We start from the raw sequence: 19,786 nt of genomic DNA on the forward strand, positions 1-19,786 counted from the left end.
CAATTAATTTACAAGAGTTGGATCCTCACTTACTTGGCAGAGATACATTTTATCTATCTCGGCTTTGTATTTTTCGGTGATCACCTTCCGTTTCATTTTACCTGTCGGGGTAAGTTCACCGCTATCTATCGACCATTCGTTGGGAAGCAAAGTGATCTTCTTTACCTGTTCAACATGGTTAAATTCTGGGTTATAGTTATTGATAATGGATTGATACAATTCAATTACCCTCGCATCTTTAACTAACTCATTGTTAGTTGTAAAAGCAATACCATTTTCCTTGCACCAGGGTTTTAAATGAGCGTAGGATGGTACAATAAGCGCCGCGACAAATTTCTTTTCCGCACCAACAACCATCATCTGCTCAATAAAATAATTTTCCTTCATCTTATTTTCGATGGGTAGCGGGGCCACGTATTTACCGCCCGAGGTTTTAAAGATCTCTTTTTTACGATCTGTTATTTTCAGGAACGAATCGTGGTCCAGTTCGCCTATATCCCCGGTATGGAACCAGCCGTTTTCCAATACCTCTGCCGTAAGCTCAGGATTTTTGTAATAGCCCAGCATCACATTAGGGCCTTTGCAGAGGATCTCGCCATCGGTGGCTATCTTCACCTGCACACCGCTCAGCAAACGACCTACGGTACCAAATTTCCTCCCGCTTTTTTCATAACAGTTAACAGCAATTACAGGCGATGTTTCGGTAAGCCCGTAACCTTCCATAATAACAATATTGGCAGCGGTAAAAATTCTTTCCAGCTTAATGGGGCAGGCCGAACTGCCGACTACGATGGCTTTTATATTTCCGCCTATAGCAGCACGCCATTTGCTATAAACCAATTTATCGGCTATGGCCAGTTTGATCTTATACCGCAGGCTGGTATTATTAATTTCATAAGCTTCGGCCAGTTTTACCGACCAGAAAAAGATCTTCCTTTTAATACCGGTTAGTTTCTGCCCCTGCACCATAATTTTCTCAAACACTTTTTCGAGCAAGCGGGGCACAGCGGTAAAAAGTGAAGGCTTTACCTCTTTCATATTTGCGCCTATGGTGTCCATACTTTCGGCGTAATAAATAGAAAAACCGTAGTACAGATAAACATAGGTACACATCTTTTCAAAAATGTGGTTCAGGGGCAAAAAGCTCAAAACACGTTTTTCTGTAACCGGGATCCGGCCAAGAATATCGCCGGATGACGAGGCATTGGTCATGATGTTTTTATGCGTAAGCATTACCCCTTTTGGCCGGCCGGTAGTGCCCGAAGTATAAATGATGGTTGCCACATCGTTTTCGGTAATCTGATTATTTATCTGCTGTATTTTTTGCTGATAACTTTCTTGCAAAGGCTTAAGCAATGTACCCCAGTAATCACAGCCATCGATGTTATCGAAAGTAAATATGGCTTTTAACGAGGGGATATTTAAATGAACTTCCTTAACCTTATCGCATAAATCTTTACTGCTTACAAATACATATTTCACTTCGGCCTCGTTCAGGATCTGCTCAATTTCTTTAGTTCCTGTATTAGGGTATAGCGGGACCAGTATGGCTCCAGTTTGCTGTACTGCCAGATCGGTTATGATCCACTCGGGTCTGCCGTTGCTTATCAAACCTATTTTATCGCGGCCTTCGGTAGTGCCGTCACCGCCCGAAACGCCCAGGGCCAACAGGGCTGCGGATAGCTGGTTGATCATGGCATGCACTTCTTGGGTGCTGTATGACCTCCAGGAACCATTCTCCTTCGCATTCAAAAGATCCACCTTAGGCTCCTTAGCCTGGGTAATCATGCAATCAAACAATCTTGTCGCCTTTTCCATGCTTGCAATGGTTTAGATAAAGGTAAATTCCTACAACAGTTCAAATACACCCGCCGCGCCCTGCCCGGTGCCTACACACATGGTAACCATGCCATACTTTTTCTCCCGTCGTTTTAATTCGTTAAAAAGCTGAACAGAAAGTTTGGCCCCGGTACAACCAAGCGGATGGCCGAGCGATATAGCACCTCCGTTTACATTTACAATTTCGGGATTAAGTTCCAGCCCCTTTATTATCGCCAGTGATTGTGAAGCAAAAGCTTCATTCAATTCTATCAGGTCAATATCCTGCTGTTTCATCCCTGCCATTTTCAATACTTTGGGGATAGCCACCAGCGGACCTATCCCCATGATCCGCGGCGGCACACCTGCAACGGCGTAATTAACCAGCCGGGCTATGGGTTTAAGGTTGTTCTGTTTCATAAAACGTTCGCTAACCACCATGACAAAGGCCGCCCCATCGCTGGTTTGTGACGAATTACCGGCAGTTACCACGCCCTTTGCATCAAATACCGGTTTAAGCTTTGCCAGCGCGTCAATTGAGGTATCGCTGCGCGGACCTTCATCTGTATCTACCTTAAATTCCCTTTTCGCTTTTTTGCCGCTCTCATCTACATAAGTTTCCACAATATTTACCGGCGCTATTTCTTCTTTAAACTTGCCTTCTTTAATAGCATTGATGGCTTTTTGATGCGAATTGTAAGCAAACTGGTCCTGCTCTTCGCGGCCGATATGATATTCTTTAGCTACAGCTTCGGCAGTAAGGCCCATGCCCCAGTAATAATCGGGATGGGCAAGGGCAATATCGGCGTTAGGAACAATACGCCAGCCGCCCATTGGAATCAGGCTCATACTTTCCACACCACCCGCGACGATACAATCGGCGATGCCACTGTGTATTTTTGCTGATGCTATGGCAATTGTTTCCAACCCCGACGAGCAATAGCGGTTCACCGTCATGCCGGGTACTTTATCGGTATCAAGCGCCATTAATGAAATCAGTCTGCCTACATTCAATCCCTGTTCGGCTTCGGGTGTAGCATTGCCTACAATTACATCATCAATCTGCTCTTTATCAACATTGGGCACTGATGCCAGCAGATGCCTGATCACATCTGCCGCAAGTGTATCCGGACGGGTAAACCTAAACCCGCCCCGGGTAGCTTTTCCAACAGCGCTGCGGCTGGCTGCCACTATATATGCGTTCATTTTATTTAGATTTTGAATGTATTAAAATTTAGTTCCTTAACACTTTACCACCGGTTAAAATAGATTGGATCCGTTCAAGCGTTTTCTTTTCGGTGCAAAGCGAAACAAAGGCTTCACGCTCCAAACCCAGCAAATATTCCTCGCTCACCATTGAAGGCTGGGACAGATCGCCGCCCGAAAGCACATAAGCCAGTTTCTGCGAAATTTTCACATCGTGCTCGCTGATGTAATTACCGCTGTACATGGTATTGGCCCCTACATAACCTAAACCCAGGGCCTGCTTGCCAAGCACCCTGATATCACCGCGCGGAATAGGCTGAATGTACCCTTCGTTCGCCATCTGCAGGCATTGCTGTTTAGCTTCGGCAAGTAACCTGTCGCGCGATACTACCACTATGTCCCTGCCCTTTTTAAGATAGCCAAATTCAAAAGCCTCATAAGCCGAAGTGGATACTTTTGCCTGGCCGATGGTTAAAAAACGGTCACGGAAATTATTGAGTTCTACGTCACCTTCCTGTAGTTCGTCTGAAAGGCGCAGGGCAAACTCTTTCGTTCCTCCGCCTCCCGGTATCAAACCAACACCAAACTCAACCAGGCCCATATATAATTCGGCATGTGCCACCACCTTATCGGCATGCAGGCACATCTCGCAGCCACCACCCAGGGCCATTTGATGAGGCGCTATCACCACCGGGATCGATGAATAACGGATGCGCATCATTGTATTTTGGAAGGCTTTAATCACCATATTGAGCTCGTCAAACTCCTGCTCAACGGCCATCATGAATATCATGCCCACATTGGCCCCTGCGCTGAAATTTGCGCCCTCGTTTGATATAACCAGACCTTTATAGCTTGCCTCGGCAAGGGTGATGGCTTTATTGATGCCTTCAATCACCTCGCCGCCTATTGTATTCATTTTGGTATGAAATTCCAGGTTCAGGATGCCATCACCAATATCGGTAATGGTAGTACCGCTGTTTTTCCACACCGTATTTGTTTCGCGGATATTATTAAGCAAAATAAGCCCTTCGGTACCTGGAATCACCTTGTGGCTTTTCGACGGAATATCATAATACAGGCGTTTGCCATCTTCTATTTTATAAAAGCTTTTTGCACCCGCCGCAAGCATGTCATATACCCATTGGGCCGGTTTGTTTCCCACCGCTTCCATGGCTTTTACAGTATCTTCAACACCAAGCGCGTCCCATTTTTCAAATGGGCCAAGTTCCCAGCCGAAGCCCGCATTGGTAGCAGCATCTATTTTATAAAGTTCATCGGCTATTTCAGGGATGCGATTACTGGCATAAGCAAATAACTGATAAAAGGTAGCCCTGTAAAAATCACCTGCCTTGTCTTTTGCTGCAACCAGGATCCTGAGCCTATCTTTTAAGTTGTCAATCGCCTTTGTAGTTTCAAGCGAGGCGAATTTTACTTTTTGAGACGGTCTATACTCAAGCGTTTTCAGATCGAGCGCATAAAACTGGTTTCCACCTTCACCTTTTTCTTTTTTATAAAAACCCTGGCCGGTTTTACTGCCCAGCCAGTTATTTTTTAGCATTCCCTCAACAAATGATGGAATTTTGAATAGTTCCCTTGACTCATCATCGGGTGCGTTTTTGTAAAGACCGTTGGCAACGTGCACCATCGTATCTAAACCCACCACATCATTGGTACGGAATGTAGCCGATTTTGGATGACCTATTACAGGCCCTGTCAGTTTATCAACCTCCTCAACCGTCATACCGGTTTGCTCCACATAATGCAGCACACTCATGATGCTGAAAACCCCGATGCGGTTACCGATAAATGCCGGTGTATCTTTAGCTAATACTGTAGTTTTCCCCAGGTATTTTGCGCCATAGTCCATCAAAAAATCCACAACGCCCGCTAAGGTGTCTTTTGTGGGAATGATCTCCAGTAATTTTAAATACCGGGGAGGGTTAAAGAAATGGCTACCACAGAAATATTTTTTAAAGTCATCGCTCCTGCCGTCGGCCATTAAATGTATCGGGATACCAGATGTATTGGAAGTGATCAGTGTGCCGGGTTTCCGGTACTTTTCTACTGTTTCAAACACATGTTGTTTAATATCCAACCGTTCCACAACTACCTCTATCACCCAGTCGCAATCCGCAATTTTGGGCATATCATCTTCAAAATTGCCGGTTGTAATACGTTTTGCGAATGATTTGAGATAGATGGGCGAAGGGTTTGATTTTAAGGCGAAGTCCAGAGCGTCATTAACAATTTTATTCCGCGCTTTTTTATCTGCCGGAGCATCCTTGGGTACAATATCAAGCAACAGTACCTGTACGCCGATATTTGCAAAGTGACAGGCGATACGACTGCCCATTACTCCCGACCCCAATACTGCAACCTTTTTTATAATTCGTTTAGCATTCATTAGTATCTGCTTGTGTTATTAAAACTCTTTATCTTTAATTTACTCTGCCCGCGACCAGGTTGTTGTCCGCCCGAAAAGCGAAATACCAATGTATCCGCGGATATCCAGGGTTTTACCTTTATAGGTCATTTTACAGGAGTACGTTTTGCCGTTATTAGGATCGTAAATTGTTCCGCCCGAGTATTTGTTATCGCCGTCTTTTACAAAATCGGCCAATACGGGTAAGCCCAGCCTGGGCCTTGAACGCAATTTTTCGTCACTATTCATTTCGTCTACTTTCGGCTTCCCATCTTTTAATGGTTCCTTAAGCCATACCACCTTACCATAAAACTTACCGTTGTTTTCTTTAGTGATCTGGATTTTGGCGGTTTTTACGTCGTTGTACCATAAACCTTCAATTTTATCGGTTTGCGCTTTTGCGTTGATGCTGACCGCCACAATGGTTAGCAGGATTAATACAAAACGGGTGAAATGTTTTTTTGATGCTGACATTGCCTTAGGTGTTTTTTATAGTTAAAAACAAGTCGATTTTTAGGTCATTTGTCGCATTTACCCCATATCAATACGGGTATTGGAAGCCACCTAAAAAGAGACAGAGTAGAATTATAAAATGGTTTATATAAAGCTAAAAGCAGCATGCACAAGGCTTAAAGCTAATAGCCTGGTTATTATTATTTAATTATCTATGTGAATTAATAGATTCTAATCATATCCCCGATACCGGGATGGTTTATAATAACAAATATCTATTTCTGCGGTGCTTTATAAAGGTCTAAACGGCGGAAACATTTGTCAATATTTCGGAATAAAGTTAGCTGGTTTTATTTGATAATTGCGTTACAAGCTGAATATATTGCTGCATCGCATTATCAGCGGTAGTGCCCTTCTGTTTTAACCAGGCATCATATTTTGCTTTAGCTACAAAATCAAACATCCCCGGAGGGTTTTCTGTATTTATATCGCCTTCCGTTGCTTGCTTATATAAACTGTACAAGCGTAATAATGTTTCATTGTCAGGTTTTGAGGGCAGCCCCTTACTCTCTTTAACGGCCTTTTCAAAAGTGTCTTTCAGATCGGTCATAGATAAATTATTTAAAGCTAAAAGTAGAAGGCATAAAGCCCAAAGCTTACTGATATTCAACACTATTTAATTATTTCAGGCTGGATTGGCCTCTTCCACATAATCGCTGCTCCGGGGCGCCTTCATAAACATCTGGCTTAGTTTTGAAGGCAATACGGCCAGCTTACGCTTTTCCATATCTATCCATGAACCTTCGGCATTGACGATTGCGGCTTTAACACCGTCGCCCCGGTACAGCTCATGCCTGATTGCCCAGCGCGAACCATCAGGCCGGGATTTGGTAAGCTGGCAGGTTACCCTGATCTGCTCATTGATCCCGATCTCTCTCAGGTAAATCATTTCTTCCCTGAATAATACAGGCCCTATTTTGTATTCATAAAGTGTAGGCAGTTTTAAACCCAGGCTTTCAAGCATGGTGATGCGTGCCTGTGCTGCAAGATCGGCATATGCAGAATGCCGCATGTGCTGGTTCGAATCTATCTGCGACCACAGCACCTGTCCTTCATAAAAAAACTCCATAGCCCTGATTATTTATTGATGATGTTCTTTAAACTTTTTGACTGCTGCCGTTAGTCGTGGCAAAACCTCCAGCGCGTCACCAACTACACCATAATTGGCTGCTTTAAAAAACGGGGCTTCGGGATCTTTATTGATCACTACAATAGTTTTTGAACCGTTAACCCCGGCCAGGTGCTGGATAGCCCCGGATATTCCCACTGCGATATACAGATTTGGGCGAACGGTGCCACCTGTTTGGCCCACATGTTCGTGATGCGGTCGCCAGTGCGAATCGGCTACCGGGCGCGAGCAGGCCGTAGCAGCGCCCAACTCTTTCGCCAGGTCTTCCAGTATGCCCCAGTTTTCGGGGCCTTTTAAACCTCTGCCTCCCGAAACAACCAGCTCGGCGTCGGCAAGCGGGACTTCACCGGTCACTTTATTTACCGATTTCACTTTTACGCCAAAATCCTTTTCGCTAAAGCTAACATCCAATTGCTCAACAATCGCCTTACCCTCCTCCTTTTTCGCCGGGAAAGTGTTAGGAATCAGCATAATCACCTTTACCTCACTTAAAATATTTATATACGCAAATGCCTTGCCCGAAAACACAGCTTTTTTGACCACAAAGCCTTTTTCCGTATCGGGGTATGAAAGCGCCCCGGCTACCAGGCCTGCTTTTAATTTTACAGCTATCCGCGGCGCTACCGCCCTGCCCCTGATATCATGAAGGGTTACAATTACTTTACTACCCTCCTTTTGTGCTGCGGCTATTAACGCGCTGGCATATGCCCTTGAGTGTAACTCGTCCAACCGGCCATCGGCAACATGCAGCACTTTTTGAGCACCGTACTGACCAAGTTTTTCCATTTCGGCTCCCTCAACGCTGCCTAAAGCAACGGCAGTTACCGTAGAGCCCATTTTTCCGGCTATCTGCGCGGCATATTGCACAGCCTCAAAGCTTTGCTTTTTTATAATTCCTCCGGTATGTTCTACCAATACTATTACAGACATTTTTTTGTTTTTTTAGTTAGATACTCCGGCTCGCACACCATGGGTGTTCGGAAGATACAGATCAGTTGTAAATGTTGGTTTAAAAAGCAATGTCATTGCGAGGAGGAACGACAAAGCAATCTCGTAGCTATACAGATCGGACATGCATTGGCTAAGAGATTGCCGCGCTACGCTCGCAATGACATATTTTTTAGAGGTAATTTCATCTTCCAAACATCTGTGGTGCGCACACCGGGTAATAAATATGATTATCAAATAACCTTTGCCTCTGTGTGCAACAGTTCTACCAATTCATCCATGTTATCGGGGCTTACCAGCTTGATACCGGCCTTGGCAGGCGGCAATTCATATGACAGTATTTCGGTTACAGCAGTTATTCCTGAAGGCGTAATGACCTTTAACGGACGCGTACGTGCTGCCATGATGCCGCGCATATTGGGAATGCGGGCTTCGGCAACACCTTTCTGGCAGGAAATAACCAGCGGTAAATTACAGGCATCTGTTTCTTCACCGCCCTCTATTTCACGATTTACCACAGCAGCATTGGCCTCTATACTGATCCCGGTTGCAAAACCAACGTAATCGAGGTCAAGTAACTCGGCCAGCATGGCGCCTGTAGTTCCGTTATTGTAATCGATAGACTCTTTGCCGCATAAAATAAGGTCATAACCAACCCCGGCAGCATATTCGGCTATATAATGAGCGGTTTCATAAGGATCATTGCTCTCAGCATCAATACGGATAGCTTCATCGCCACCCAGGGCTAATGCTTTCCTGATCACGGGCTCTACATCGGCCTTACCTACAGTTATCAAATGAATTTCGGTAGCGATACCGCTTTCTTTTAATTCGATAGCCCTGATCAACGCGTACCATTCATCGTAGGGATTGATTACCCAGGTAACACCATCATTGTTAACTGAGGTGTTATTATTTTTCAATACAATTTTGGTGCTGGTGTCGGGCACCTGGCTTACACACACTAATATTTTCATTATCAGAATTTTGTTTTTTGGTTGATATTATTTAGGGAAATGAAGTACCCTTGCCGTTAATCTATAGAGTAAAAAGCATGGGAACGCGCGATTCCCCTCTTGAGAGGGGCGGAGGGGTGTGTATCTGCTTGATAAGCCAATCGCAGAAACACACCCCTGCTACCGCTCATTCCTCCGCCCCCTCTCAAGAGCGGATTAAAAAAATTAAAAGCAATATTTATTTTCTGCAATGAGCTTTGCTGCGATATTTCTGCGTGCCTGGGTGGTATTGATGTCTTCGGTTTTAGTGAAGCGCTTTAGTCCCATGAGCATCATCCTTCTTTCGTCGCCTTCGGCAAATGAGTTTAGTGCTTCTTTACCCGATTTTGCAATATGTTCGGCCGCGTCATTGATGTACACCCGCATCATGTCCAATTGTTCTTTACACGCTTCTTCGCCTCTTAAGCCAACCAATTTCTCTACCCTCAATTGCAGCGATTCGCTTACATACAGCTCAATCAGCATATCCGCCAGGTTCATCAATACTTCCTGCTCTTTACTCAATTGCATCATTAGTTTTTGAACAGCCGCACCGGCTACCATCAATATGGCTTTTTTAAAATTGGCTATGTATTTCTTTTCTTTAGTAAACAGGCCATCTTCTTCGGTTGCGCCAAAATCGGGGATGCTCATCAATTCACCGGCTACTTTCTGGGCCGGTCCCATCAGGTCAAGCTCACCCTTCATGGCGCGTTTCAGCATCATATCAACAGTTAACAACCTGTTGATTTCATTGGTGCCCTCAAAAATCCGGTTGATCCTCGAGTCACGGTACGACCTGTCCATTGGCGCCTCTGCGCTATAGCCCATACCGCCGTAAATCTGCACACCTTCGTCAGTTACATAATCTAAAACCTCCGAAGCATGAACTTTAAGGATCGCTGCTTCGATGGCAAATTGCTCAGTGCCTTTCAGTTTTGCTTTGTTTTCATCAAGGCCGGAAGCGATTAACAATTCTGTAGCTTCCTCCATATTCTGACTGGCCCTGTACACAGCCGATTCTGCCGCGTAAGTACGGATAGCCTGTTCGGCCAGTTTATATCTTATCGCCCCGTATTTGGAAATAGCGCGACCGAACTGCTCCCGCTCATTGGCATAGCGTACCGATGAGGTGATCACGTCCTTACTGGCCCCCACTGTGCCACCTCCTAATTTAATGCGACCGAGGTTTAGAATGTTAACGGCTATCTTAAAACCGTTCTGCCGTTCAGAAAGGAGGTTTTCAACCGGCACTTTGCAATCGTTAAAAAATACCTGGCGCGTTGAGCTCCCTTTAATCCCCATTTTATGTTCTTCCGTATTGAGCGAAAGACCTTCAAAATCCTTTTCAACAATAAACGCGCTCAGGTTTTCATCATCATCTATTTTGGCAAAAACCGTAAACACATCGGCAAAACCGGCATTGGTGATCCACATTTTTTGCCCGGTGATAAGATAATGCTTACCATCTGCAGAAAGTTTTGCCCTGGTTTTACCCGAATTAGCATCTGAGCCCGCAGCCGGTTCGGTAAGGCAATAAGCCCCTTTCCACTCGCCACTGGCCAGTTTGGGGATGTACTTTTGCTTTTGGGCATCATTACCATAGTATAATATAGGCAGGGTACCTATACCTGTATGAGCCGAAAAAGCAACCGAAAATGAGTGACCGGCCCCTAATTTTTCAGTAACAAGCATGGCAGTTTTAAAATCTTTACCAAAACCGCCATATTCTTCGGGCACGGAGATGCCTAACAATCCAAGCGCACCCGCCTCGTCCATTAAATGGCGCATTAACCCCTCCTCCTGCTCGTCAATGCGCTGCAGGTTTGGTGTTACCTGCTGTGCCAAAAAATTGGTACATGTTTCGGCGATCATCAACTGTTCTTCATTCCATTCTTCAGGAATAAAAACGCTCTCCGCGGAAGTCTCCCTGATCAGAAACTCCCCTCCTTTTATGGCTTTCATCGGTTCTGTGGCATTCATAAAGTTTTATTGGTTTATAATCAGGAGTAAAATTAGAGGCATTATGAAGCCAAAGAAAGGGCAGCAATGCGGAGATATTAGTCAAAAAGTCGGAAAGAAGATGAGAATGGGAGGGTGGAAAAAGACTGTTGGTGTCCGAAACCTGAAGATCGACTGGGAATGATGGTTTAAAAACCCATGTCATTGCGAGGAGGAACGACGAAGCAATCTCGTAGCTATACAGATCGGACATGCATTGGCTACGAGATTGCCATGCTACGCTCGCAATGAAATTTTTTTTATTACTTAATTAACTAATAAACAATCAATGCGCAGATATCGCCCTGTAATCAGAAGGCGACATGCCGGTATGTTTCTTAAAATATTTGCCAAACGATGATTGGTCGGGGAAATGGATGCTCTCGGCGGCACGGGCAATGCTGATCTCGTGATTTCTCAGCAATACCTTGGCTTCTAATATTACCGCGTCGTCTATCCATTCGCCCGCGGTCCTTCCGGTTACTTCCTTAATGGTTTCAGTTAAATGTTTGGGAGATACATACAGCGCGTCGGCATAGTATTGCACGCTGCGATGTTCTTTATAATGATGGAAAATGAGGGACTGGAAAAGCACGTTTAGTTCCTGTTTCCTGGTTTGTTTACCTTTTATTATCAGGTGTTGCTTTTCGTAAATGGCTTGTATTTCATAAAGCAGCGTCATTAATATGCTCCTGGATATTTCAACATCATAAGGATGCCCTTCGCGCGCTAATTTTTGCTGGATCAATAAATAAATTTCCAGGATCATTTTGGCATCGGCATTGCCCGGATAAATTACCGGGATAGATGCGCTATTGAAATAACTGAATGATTCAAGGAAATGGCTATTGGCATTATTTTCGATTAGAAAAGCTTTGCTGAAAACAACAAACCGGCATAAAAAATCGGCACTGCTATCGTAGATCCTCAAAACATGAAAGGGGGTTGCCAGAAGCATGGCATCCGGCCGGGCATCATAAACCTGCAGGTTTACTTCTACTTTGGCTGTGCCCCGGGTACAAATGCCTATAATATAACCGTCCGAACGATAGGGATATTCGCTCAGGCTCAATAATTGCTTTTCGTCAACAACAAAAAAATCGGCACCAGCCAGCTTGTCTGCATACAGATCTGCAAATTTCGACAGGCTTAATTGTCCAACTTTATTATTCATATAGTTTAGATATATAATTTTAACTATTGTATTTATTAAAGACGGTTGTAAAGCAATTTTCTTATCTGATATTAAAAATAAGCTTTATCCGACTTTTTGACTAATATCTCCGCATTATAGCCCTTTTTTTCTTTTTAATCCAAACTAATTTTATCCCTGACAGTTTCAAATTGTAACCTACAAGCAATTTCCTGTCACGAACCAATTATATTTTTATGAGAAAAATTCTACTATTGGTGCTCACCGCAGCGCCGCTGTTAGCTTTTTCCCAGGGTTTCCAGGTAAACCTGGGGGGCAAAAGCAAATAGGAATGGGCCATACAGGTACGGGTATCGTACAGGATGGCGCTTCCGTATTTTTTAACCCGGGCGCGGTAGCCATGCTGCCCGAAAATTACATACAGGGAGGAATAAGCCCTTTACTGTTCAAATCTGTTTTCAACCCCGCCGGAACCTCAATACAGAACCATACTTCTAATAAAGTTGCTACCCCGTTCCATGCTTATGCGGTGTGGGGGCCCAAATCTTCCTTCTGGAAACTGGGACTTGGCGTTTATACTCCTTTTGGCGGCTTAACCGACTGGGGTAATACCTGGCAGGGTAAATATGTACTGGAAAGCCTCGACCTGAAAGCTATTTATATTCAGCCAACATTAAGTATAAAACTGGCCGACTGGTTGAGCATTGGTGGAGGCTTCGTTTACAACCATGGCAGCGTTGATCTGACGCGGGCCATCCCACTGGCAAACAACAGCGGCGACCCAGGACAGGCCCGGTTGAAAGGCAGCGGCAAAGGCTACGGGTGGAACGCGGGCGTTTACTTCAAAACAGAAGCAGGTATTACCATAGGGATCACACACCGGTCGCAGGTAAATACCACAATTTCGGCAGGGAACGCTATTTTTACTGTACCTGCATCGCTGCAAAGCAGTTTCCCTCAGCCCAATACCTTTAGTTCAACCATACCCTTACCGGCCACTAACTCCATCGGTTTCGGCTTTTACCCCAGCAGCAAATGGATATTGGCCATGGATGTTAACCTGGTTAACTGGGACAGTTATAAAACGCTATCGTTTGATTATAAAAACAATACGGCTGTATTACAGGACACCCACTCCGCCCGGAACTACCAACAGGCGTTTAGCTTACGCGGGGGCGCTCAATATAAGGCTACCGATAAACTGGCCCTGCGTTTTGGCGGTGGCTATGGCGGCACCGCTGTTTTAGATGGCTATGTAACTCCCGAAGCTCCGGATGCTAACCGGGTTTATGGTACCCTGGGCTTGGGTTATACCGTAGCCAAGCACCTTGATATAGATATCTCCTTTGAGTACGAGCACCTGATGCAACGCACCCAAACCAATATCGAATCGCAGCTATCGGGAACATTTAAAACCGATGTTTATATACCAGGTATCTCATTAGCCTATCATTGGTAATCCTTAAAGAAATCAGTTCATGAAAACGTTTAAATTACATATTTATATTGTTGCAGGGTTACTGTTATTAGGTGCCTGCAAGCCCGAAATCCATACGCCAAAGCCGTCCGCAGGTTCTGTTGATTTTTCAAGATACATTGCGTTGGGTAATTCGCTCACTGCCGGTTATGCCGATGGGGGCTTATACCTTGCAGGTCAGCAGGTATCCTATCCCAGCATCATCGGCAAGCAAATGCAATCGGTTGGCGGCGGCGCATTTATGCAGCCGCTATTCAGCACCGCCCAGGCAAACGGATCGGGCTATTTATCGCTCACCGGGTTTAATGCTGATGGTACACCGATTACAACCCCGGTAACTACTAACCTGGCAATACGTGGGAAACTTACAGTACCCGGTTTTGGAGATGTTACCCTCTATACCAAATATACGGGCGATATTAATAACTATGGCGTACCCGGCATTAAGCTGATGCACATCACTTACGCGCCCTATGGTAACCTTAACGGGTATTTTGAACGCTTGCTGCCGGGCAACGCGCCAACAAACTCCACCACCTATCTTGGTTTTGTTATGGCCAAGCCCTTTACCTTCTTCTCTAACTGGCTGGGAAATAATGACGCTTTAGGCTATGCCACATCCGGAGGGGCCGGCGACGTGCTGACAGACAAAAATACTTTTGCTGCTCTGTATAATGTATTGATCAACACCCTTACTGCCAAGGGACAGAAAGGCGTAGTTGCAACCGTACCCGATGTAACCTCAATACCTTATTTTAATACTATCACCGTTTCTGCAATACTGGCCGGCGTGCAAAAAGCCAACCCCAATGCAAAAGCATTGTATATTAACGCTCTGGTTTCGGGCAGTACTTATGCGCCGCGAGCAGCAACGCCTAACGATCTTATCGTACTTACCTTTCCGACGAGCAAGATCGGGCAGCCGGTCGCAACCCCTGTTGGCAACCTGCCTTACGGTTTAACGCCGTATACGCCGATAGATAACCAATATGTACTTGACGAAAAGGAGGTTGCCCTTACCGAGGATTATGTGACTTCTTATAACACAACCATAAAATCTATAGCGGCAGCAAAAGGCCTGGCTGTATTTGATGCATATACCTTTCTGCAAAATGTTAAACTGAACGGGATGGTGGTTGACGGAGTAAGCGTTAATTCCAACTATATCAGCGGCGGCCTGTTTTCGCTGGACGGGGTACACCTTACGCCACGCGGGTATGCTATTGTGGCCAACGAATTTATCAAGGCTATTAATGACAAATACAACTCATCAATACCGCAGGTGAATATATCAGATTATAACGGGGTTAAGTTTCCTTAAAGCCTTAAGTCGAAAGTCTTAAGTTCTAAGTCGGTAGGAAAATCGTGCTTGCGACTTGGAACTTAAGACTTTCGACTTAAGGCTAAAAATCACTCTGCAGCACCATCCGGCTCCGATTCATCGCCTGGCTCCCAAAGCTCAATAATGTTCCCTTCCGGATCGAGAATGTGAACAAACTTGCCATAATCATACTCGGCAATCTCGTCAATAATGGTTACTCCATCTTTTTTTAATTCGTCTACCAGTGCAACAAGATTTTCTACCCGGTAATTAATCATAAACGGCTTGGCCGACGGATTAAAATATTTGGTATCCTGCGGGAACGTACACCATGAGGTGGACCCTATTTTTGACGGATCATCTGCATGCCGCCACTCAAACGTTGTCCCGTATTCGCCGGAAGGCAGCCCAAGGTTTTTGACATACCATTCGTTCATACCTTTCGGATCGTCGCATTTAAAAAATACGCCTCCAAGGCCAGTTACTTTTTTCATAGTTATATCTTAATTTTTACGTCACATTGTAATACCATTTCCAAAGCAGTTTTACCTTTTTTGTGAAAGGGTGATCTCCTTTAATTTTTCGTTAGCACGGATGGTTTTTAAACCTTCCTCGTAGCCTATCATATAAATTTCCTCGGCCGCGTCGGTATCAAAAATACCATACCCTCCCAAACCATGCGGTTCAATAACTATATCGCACAGCATTTTATGTGAGCTAAGGTTCGCGTTAATTCCTATCATAGCGGCCCTGTCAACCAGGTTCCCAAATGATTTGATAGTTGTAACTACCGGCAAATGGTTGCAGCATGAGCCAATAATCAGGTCGCAATTGCCTACCAAGGGCTCAACCGGGAAATTATTGAGGATCCCGCCATCAACATACATATGATTATTAATCATAATGGGCTTAAAAATACCGGGCAAACAGCAGGAAGCCAAAATTGCGATATCCAGTTCGCCCTCGGTAAAGTAAACCAGCTTTGCTTCGCCCAGGTCAACGGCCGGAATAGTAACGCGCGTTTGGAGCTTTTGAAAGGAATTATGCGGAATATATTTATTAATTAAAGTCCTGGCGTGCAATATAGAAACCAAACCGTTACTGCCAAACGCAGGGCGCAACAATTTAAGCAGGCTGTTTTCTTTGATGATATGTAAAATTTCTTTAGGCGCGTATCCCTCAGCAAAAAAAGCAGCTGCGATTGCCCCCGCACTTGTGCCCGATATATGGGAAAATCTGATACCCTGATCTGTCAGGGCCTGCATCACACCTAAATGAGACACACCCCTTACACCGCCTCCCGAAAGTACTAATCCTATCTTTTTAGAGCTATTTTGATCGATACCTGTATCCATTTTTATATTTATTATCATCGGCCGCTAACAGCGGCAGATTATCTGAGCATTGAGGTCAAGATATTACTTTAATAATAATTTACCTGCAAAATATTATTAAAACTTTCCTGCAAAACAGAAACCACTTCCTATTGAAGATTTCTTTTATTTTACATCCATGTTAATCTCAGTAGATAACCTCGAATTAAATTTCAAACAAAGCAACGATGGCGAATGGTGGACAATATTTAAACTAAACACAATTCGATGTGAAGTTATATTTAATGAGAAAGTGTTTCAAAACAAAGCTGACGAAGACATAATTATAGATTGGAATTGCGTTGTGGAAGCAATAAAAGACCTTATAAATAACTTTGATACTTTAACGCGCAAATCGGAATATGCGCTTATAGCATTGCACCAGCAAATTTTTGATGACGATTTTTTGGATAAAAAAGGTTATTTCGATTTTTCAGGGCTTGAAATAGTTGAATATAACACTCAAGGCTATAGATATGCTATTGATTTATGTTTCGCTCTACAATCGCATTTAGCATTTGTTATGGACGATCTTTGTTATTATTCAAACTTCAAAAAACAGCCACATGGATTAATACTCTCAAATGTGCGACGAGAATAACGAAATAATTCGGCAACCCTACTTCTTCAAAAACGACATAACCGTAGCACTGCCCACACCCAACGTTAATCCAGCAGCCACATCGGTAGGATAGTGAACACCTAAATACATTCTTGAATAGCTTGTGGCCCCCGCCCAAAAGAAAGATGGCGCAATGACGTACCACTTAGGATAGGCAGCCGATAAAGCTGTAGCTGTGGCAAAGCTTGATGAAGTATGCCCCGACGGGAATGAGGTACCACCTGCCCTGTAAACAGGTGTAATATTGATATTTTGAATAAATGGCCGCGGTCGCTTCACCAAATGTTTTATCAACAACATAAAGCCGTATGATATGGCCGTACTGCTTGCCACATAACCTGCGTTTTGGCGCATTTCTTTGTTATTGCTTGCAATACCTCCTACCAGTAAGCCCGCCGGGATCCCGATATCGCCATACAAAACATTTTTGCTCAGGAACATGAAAAAACCTGTTTGGCCAGGTGTGCGTTGATTTTGCAGATCGATCATGACACGGTCGTCCCAACGCTGAACAGCAGGTGAGATAAATGCAGGACTATTTACGGTAACTTTCGCCGAATCCGCCTGGGCAAAAGCGTTGTTAATACACACTGCAAAAAGCTGCAGATAAATCATCAAGACCAATTTATACGAAGGCAATTGTTTCATCGGCATTTTTCATGTGCTCAAATATAAGTGCAAACCGATTAATTTAATTGACCCTTAAATTACTATGTTAGTCCTTGTACACCCTACAATAAAGTTTTAAAACAAACATTTTATATTTGTTCATTATGCAAAAAAGTATATTTATTGAAATGCAATTTTCCGGATAAGGTTATTTGAGGTATCAGCTACGTACACATTCCCTTCTTTGTCAGTAACTATCCCAATTGGAGTATAAAAGCTTGAAACAGCAGCAGAGCCATTGGCAGAACCATGGTCGGTAATACCTGCAAAAAGCGTGACATTTACATCTTTATCAATTTTCCTGATCTGGTACATGTCTGTAACATAGAAGTTCCCGTTTTTGTCTATTGTCAACTGATATGGAGAATAAAATCCAGCTTTAATTCCCTGCGCGTTTACCACAGCTCTTGTGCCACTACCGGCAAAAGTTGATATATTCCCTGAAAGAGTTATTTTTTGAATCATGTAATTCAACTGATCAACAACAAAAATATTATCATTGGCATCTATGGCTAAACCCGAAGGAAAATGAAAACCGCTTGGCAGCCCTGTAGCGTCTGGTACAGCTATTTTTGAAAAAGTACTTACCACACCTCCTGTTGTAATTTTCCTGATAATCTCGTTCGCGAAATCGGCAACAAAAATCTCCCCTGCTTTGTTAAAAACCAAATCAATAGGCCCTCTAAAGGTAGCCGATACTCCTGGCCCATTGTTAAATCCCTGTATTCCTGTACCGGCAAGTGTTGTCACTTTACCTGATGCATCTATTTTACGAATCATGTTATTGGCATAATCGGCGATGTAAAGATTTTCTGCCTTGTCGACCCTAATGCCGCCCGGATGATAAAAGGTTGCTGCGGCACCTTTTCCATCGGCTTTTCCCGCGCTTCCGTTTCCGGCAATCGTTGTTACTTTCCCTGCCGCCGTAATTTTCCTTATTGCATTATTTCCTTGCTCTGTTATATAAAAGTCGCCATTATCATCAATCGTAATACCTACAGGCTGATTTAAAGTCGCTCCGATCCCATCACCATCGTTAAATCCGGCCACGCCACTGCCGGCAAATGTGCTCACAATCCAGGATTGTTTATAATTAAACACAGATCCGAAAACTTCTGCCCCGTCATTTACTTTTACACTGACCTTACCCGTTCCTGCGGCTAAGGGTACCAGAGCAGTTAGTTGCGTTGATGTAGCAGCTGTTATAGTTGCTGGCTTACCATTAAAAAACACCTTGTCATTCGTAACAGTATTGCTAAAACCTGTACCTGTTATATTAACAGAGGTGTTATATACGCCCGAATCAACACTCAAGGAAGTTATCGTGATCTTAGGTGTTTGATCAACAGGAGGCGGCGGATTATCTTTTTTAGAACAGGCATTAAAGGCAAAACATGCATAAAAAAGCAAAGAATAAATACCGAAGCGTTTGGTTAGACTGATGTTCATTTTGTGAAAAGGTTAAGTAATTGGTTAAGAAGTTTTAGTAAAAGTAATATTTATACTTTTTCTCACAAAAAATCTTTAGTCAATCCTTAAGAGTGCTCTTAATACGAGCACTCTTAAGGATTAAACTATCCCAATTTCTCAATAATCTCGGCGGTAGTCCCCACCTCTCCTATCCTCGGGAAAATATATTTGAAGCTGTGGGCATGCGCTTCGGCAAACATATCGGTCATGGCATCACTGGCAAAAGCTATATTGTAGGCATACTCGTTGGCCGAGCGGGCAGTAGCTTCAACACCGATACTGGTAGCTACACCTGCCAGTACAATTTGTGTAACGCCTCTTTTTAGCAGTTCTTGATGCAGCCCCGTATTATAAAAAGCGCCCCAGGTTTTTTTGGTGATAAAAATATCTGCTGGTTCGGTTTTAATTTCGGGAGCTATTTCGTTCCAGTCGGCGGGGAGTTCGGTCATGTTGTTTCTATTGTTGTCGCGCCTGGTTTTAAAAGCCGCACCTATAGGTTCTACATGAACAACAACAATCGGTTTACCTGCTTTACGAAAGGCTTCGACAAGCGCTGCCGATTTTTCAAGGATGCCGGCCATGGGGTGCGCGCATGAAAACTGTACAATATATTTTTGTAAGTCTATCAGTACGAGTGCCGTATTTTGATCAAGTGTAGTTATCATG

The 19,786-nt window shown here is 44.0% G+C and carries 18 protein-coding genes; 3 read left to right on the forward strand and 15 right to left on the reverse strand.

What is annotated here, in order from left to right; all coding sequences use genetic code 11:
* Window positions 1-3: 3 nt before the first annotated feature.
* The 10 genes from DIU38_RS15385 to DIU38_RS15430 form a co-directional block, all read right to left on the reverse strand.
* Window positions 4-1,818, reverse strand: a complete 1,815-nt coding sequence (locus tag DIU38_RS15385) for an AMP-dependent synthetase/ligase (RefSeq protein WP_112651863.1) — start codon at window positions 1,816-1,818, stop codon at window positions 4-6.
* 30 nt (window positions 1,819-1,848) lie between these two features.
* Entirely contained in the window at window positions 1,849-3,024 is a 1,176-nt protein-coding gene (locus tag DIU38_RS15390) for an acetyl-CoA C-acyltransferase (RefSeq protein ID WP_112651861.1), read from the reverse strand.
* Window positions 3,025-3,052: 28 nt separating this feature from the next.
* Window positions 3,053-5,431, reverse strand: coding sequence for a 3-hydroxyacyl-CoA dehydrogenase/enoyl-CoA hydratase family protein (locus DIU38_RS15395; RefSeq protein WP_112651859.1), 2,379 nt, complete (start codon window positions 5,429-5,431; stop codon window positions 3,053-3,055).
* A gap of 39 nt (window positions 5,432-5,470) precedes the next feature.
* A complete protein-coding gene (locus DIU38_RS15400; protein WP_112651857.1) occupies window positions 5,471-5,923 on the reverse strand; it encodes a DUF2147 domain-containing protein in 453 nt (150 codons plus the stop codon).
* 319 nt (window positions 5,924-6,242) lie between these two features.
* Window positions 6,243-6,512 carry an acyl-CoA-binding protein gene (locus DIU38_RS15405; RefSeq protein ID WP_112651855.1) on the reverse strand — a complete coding sequence of 90 codons (270 nt, stop codon included), beginning with the start codon at window positions 6,510-6,512 and terminating at the stop codon, window positions 6,243-6,245.
* Between the two features lie 75 nt (window positions 6,513-6,587).
* Window positions 6,588-7,031, reverse strand: coding sequence for an acyl-CoA thioesterase (locus DIU38_RS15410; RefSeq protein WP_208057802.1), 444 nt, complete (start codon window positions 7,029-7,031; stop codon window positions 6,588-6,590).
* Window positions 7,032-7,043: 12 nt separating this feature from the next.
* Complete coding sequence (locus DIU38_RS15415) at window positions 7,044-8,021, reverse strand: electron transfer flavoprotein subunit alpha/FixB family protein (protein WP_112651853.1); 978 nt, start codon at window positions 8,019-8,021, stop codon at window positions 7,044-7,046.
* Window positions 8,022-8,272: 251 nt separating this feature from the next.
* On the reverse strand, window positions 8,273-9,016 hold the full coding sequence (locus DIU38_RS15420) for an electron transfer flavoprotein subunit beta/FixA family protein (protein WP_112651851.1): 744 nt from the start codon (window positions 9,014-9,016) through the stop codon (window positions 8,273-8,275).
* Between the two features lie 204 nt (window positions 9,017-9,220).
* A complete protein-coding gene (locus DIU38_RS15425; protein WP_112651849.1) occupies window positions 9,221-11,017 on the reverse strand; it encodes an acyl-CoA dehydrogenase family protein in 1,797 nt (598 codons plus the stop codon).
* 304 nt (window positions 11,018-11,321) lie between these two features.
* Entirely contained in the window at window positions 11,322-12,209 is an 888-nt protein-coding gene (locus DIU38_RS15430) for a helix-turn-helix domain-containing protein (protein ID WP_112651847.1), read from the reverse strand.
* Window positions 12,210-12,519: 310 nt separating this feature from the next.
* On the opposite strand from DIU38_RS15430, the gene DIU38_RS15435 reads away from it, so the two are divergent.
* On the forward strand, window positions 12,520-13,647 hold the full coding sequence (locus DIU38_RS15435; RefSeq protein WP_244311298.1) for an OmpP1/FadL family transporter: 1,128 nt from the start codon (window positions 12,520-12,522) through the stop codon (window positions 13,645-13,647).
* A 19-nt stretch (window positions 13,648-13,666) separates the two neighbouring features.
* Window positions 13,667-14,986 carry an SGNH/GDSL hydrolase family protein gene (locus DIU38_RS15440; RefSeq protein WP_112651843.1) on the forward strand — a complete coding sequence of 440 codons (1,320 nt, stop codon included), beginning with the start codon at window positions 13,667-13,669 and terminating at the stop codon, window positions 14,984-14,986.
* A gap of 89 nt (window positions 14,987-15,075) precedes the next feature.
* Here the strand turns inward: DIU38_RS15440 and DIU38_RS15445 are convergent, their stop codons facing one another.
* Window positions 15,076-15,480 carry a VOC family protein gene (locus DIU38_RS15445; RefSeq protein ID WP_112651841.1) on the reverse strand — a complete coding sequence of 135 codons (405 nt, stop codon included), beginning with the start codon at window positions 15,478-15,480 and terminating at the stop codon, window positions 15,076-15,078.
* Window positions 15,481-15,531: 51 nt separating this feature from the next.
* On the reverse strand, window positions 15,532-16,341 hold the full coding sequence (locus DIU38_RS15450; RefSeq protein WP_243770737.1) for a patatin-like phospholipase family protein: 810 nt from the start codon (window positions 16,339-16,341) through the stop codon (window positions 15,532-15,534).
* Window positions 16,342-16,498: 157 nt separating this feature from the next.
* Here DIU38_RS15450 and DIU38_RS15455 point away from each other — a divergent pair, with 157 nt between their 5' ends.
* Window positions 16,499-16,960: a hypothetical protein gene (locus DIU38_RS15455; protein WP_112651837.1), complete on the forward strand. Its 462-nt coding sequence runs from the start codon at window positions 16,499-16,501 to the stop codon at window positions 16,958-16,960.
* An 18-nt stretch (window positions 16,961-16,978) separates the two neighbouring features.
* Here the strand turns inward: DIU38_RS15455 and DIU38_RS15460 are convergent, their stop codons facing one another.
* The 3 genes from DIU38_RS15460 to DIU38_RS15470 all read right to left on the reverse strand — a co-directional run bounded on the left by DIU38_RS15460 (window position 16,979) and on the right by DIU38_RS15470 (window position 19,785).
* Window positions 16,979-17,596: a phosphatase PAP2 family protein gene (locus tag DIU38_RS15460; RefSeq protein WP_208057801.1), complete on the reverse strand. Its 618-nt coding sequence runs from the start codon at window positions 17,594-17,596 to the stop codon at window positions 16,979-16,981.
* Window positions 17,597-17,770: 174 nt separating this feature from the next.
* On the reverse strand, window positions 17,771-19,099 hold the full coding sequence (locus DIU38_RS15465; protein ID WP_112651835.1) for an IPT/TIG domain-containing protein: 1,329 nt from the start codon (window positions 19,097-19,099) through the stop codon (window positions 17,771-17,773).
* A gap of 125 nt (window positions 19,100-19,224) precedes the next feature.
* The gene (locus DIU38_RS15470) at window positions 19,225-19,785 is read right to left on the reverse strand and encodes an isochorismatase family protein (protein WP_208057800.1); all 561 of its coding nucleotides are present in this window, start codon (window positions 19,783-19,785) and stop codon (window positions 19,225-19,227) included.
* Window position 19,786 lies beyond the last annotated feature (1 nt).

The organism is Mucilaginibacter metallidurans (assembly GCF_003286435.2).
GTDB classification, from domain to species: Bacteria; Bacteroidota; Bacteroidia; order Sphingobacteriales; family Sphingobacteriaceae; genus Mucilaginibacter; species Mucilaginibacter gossypii.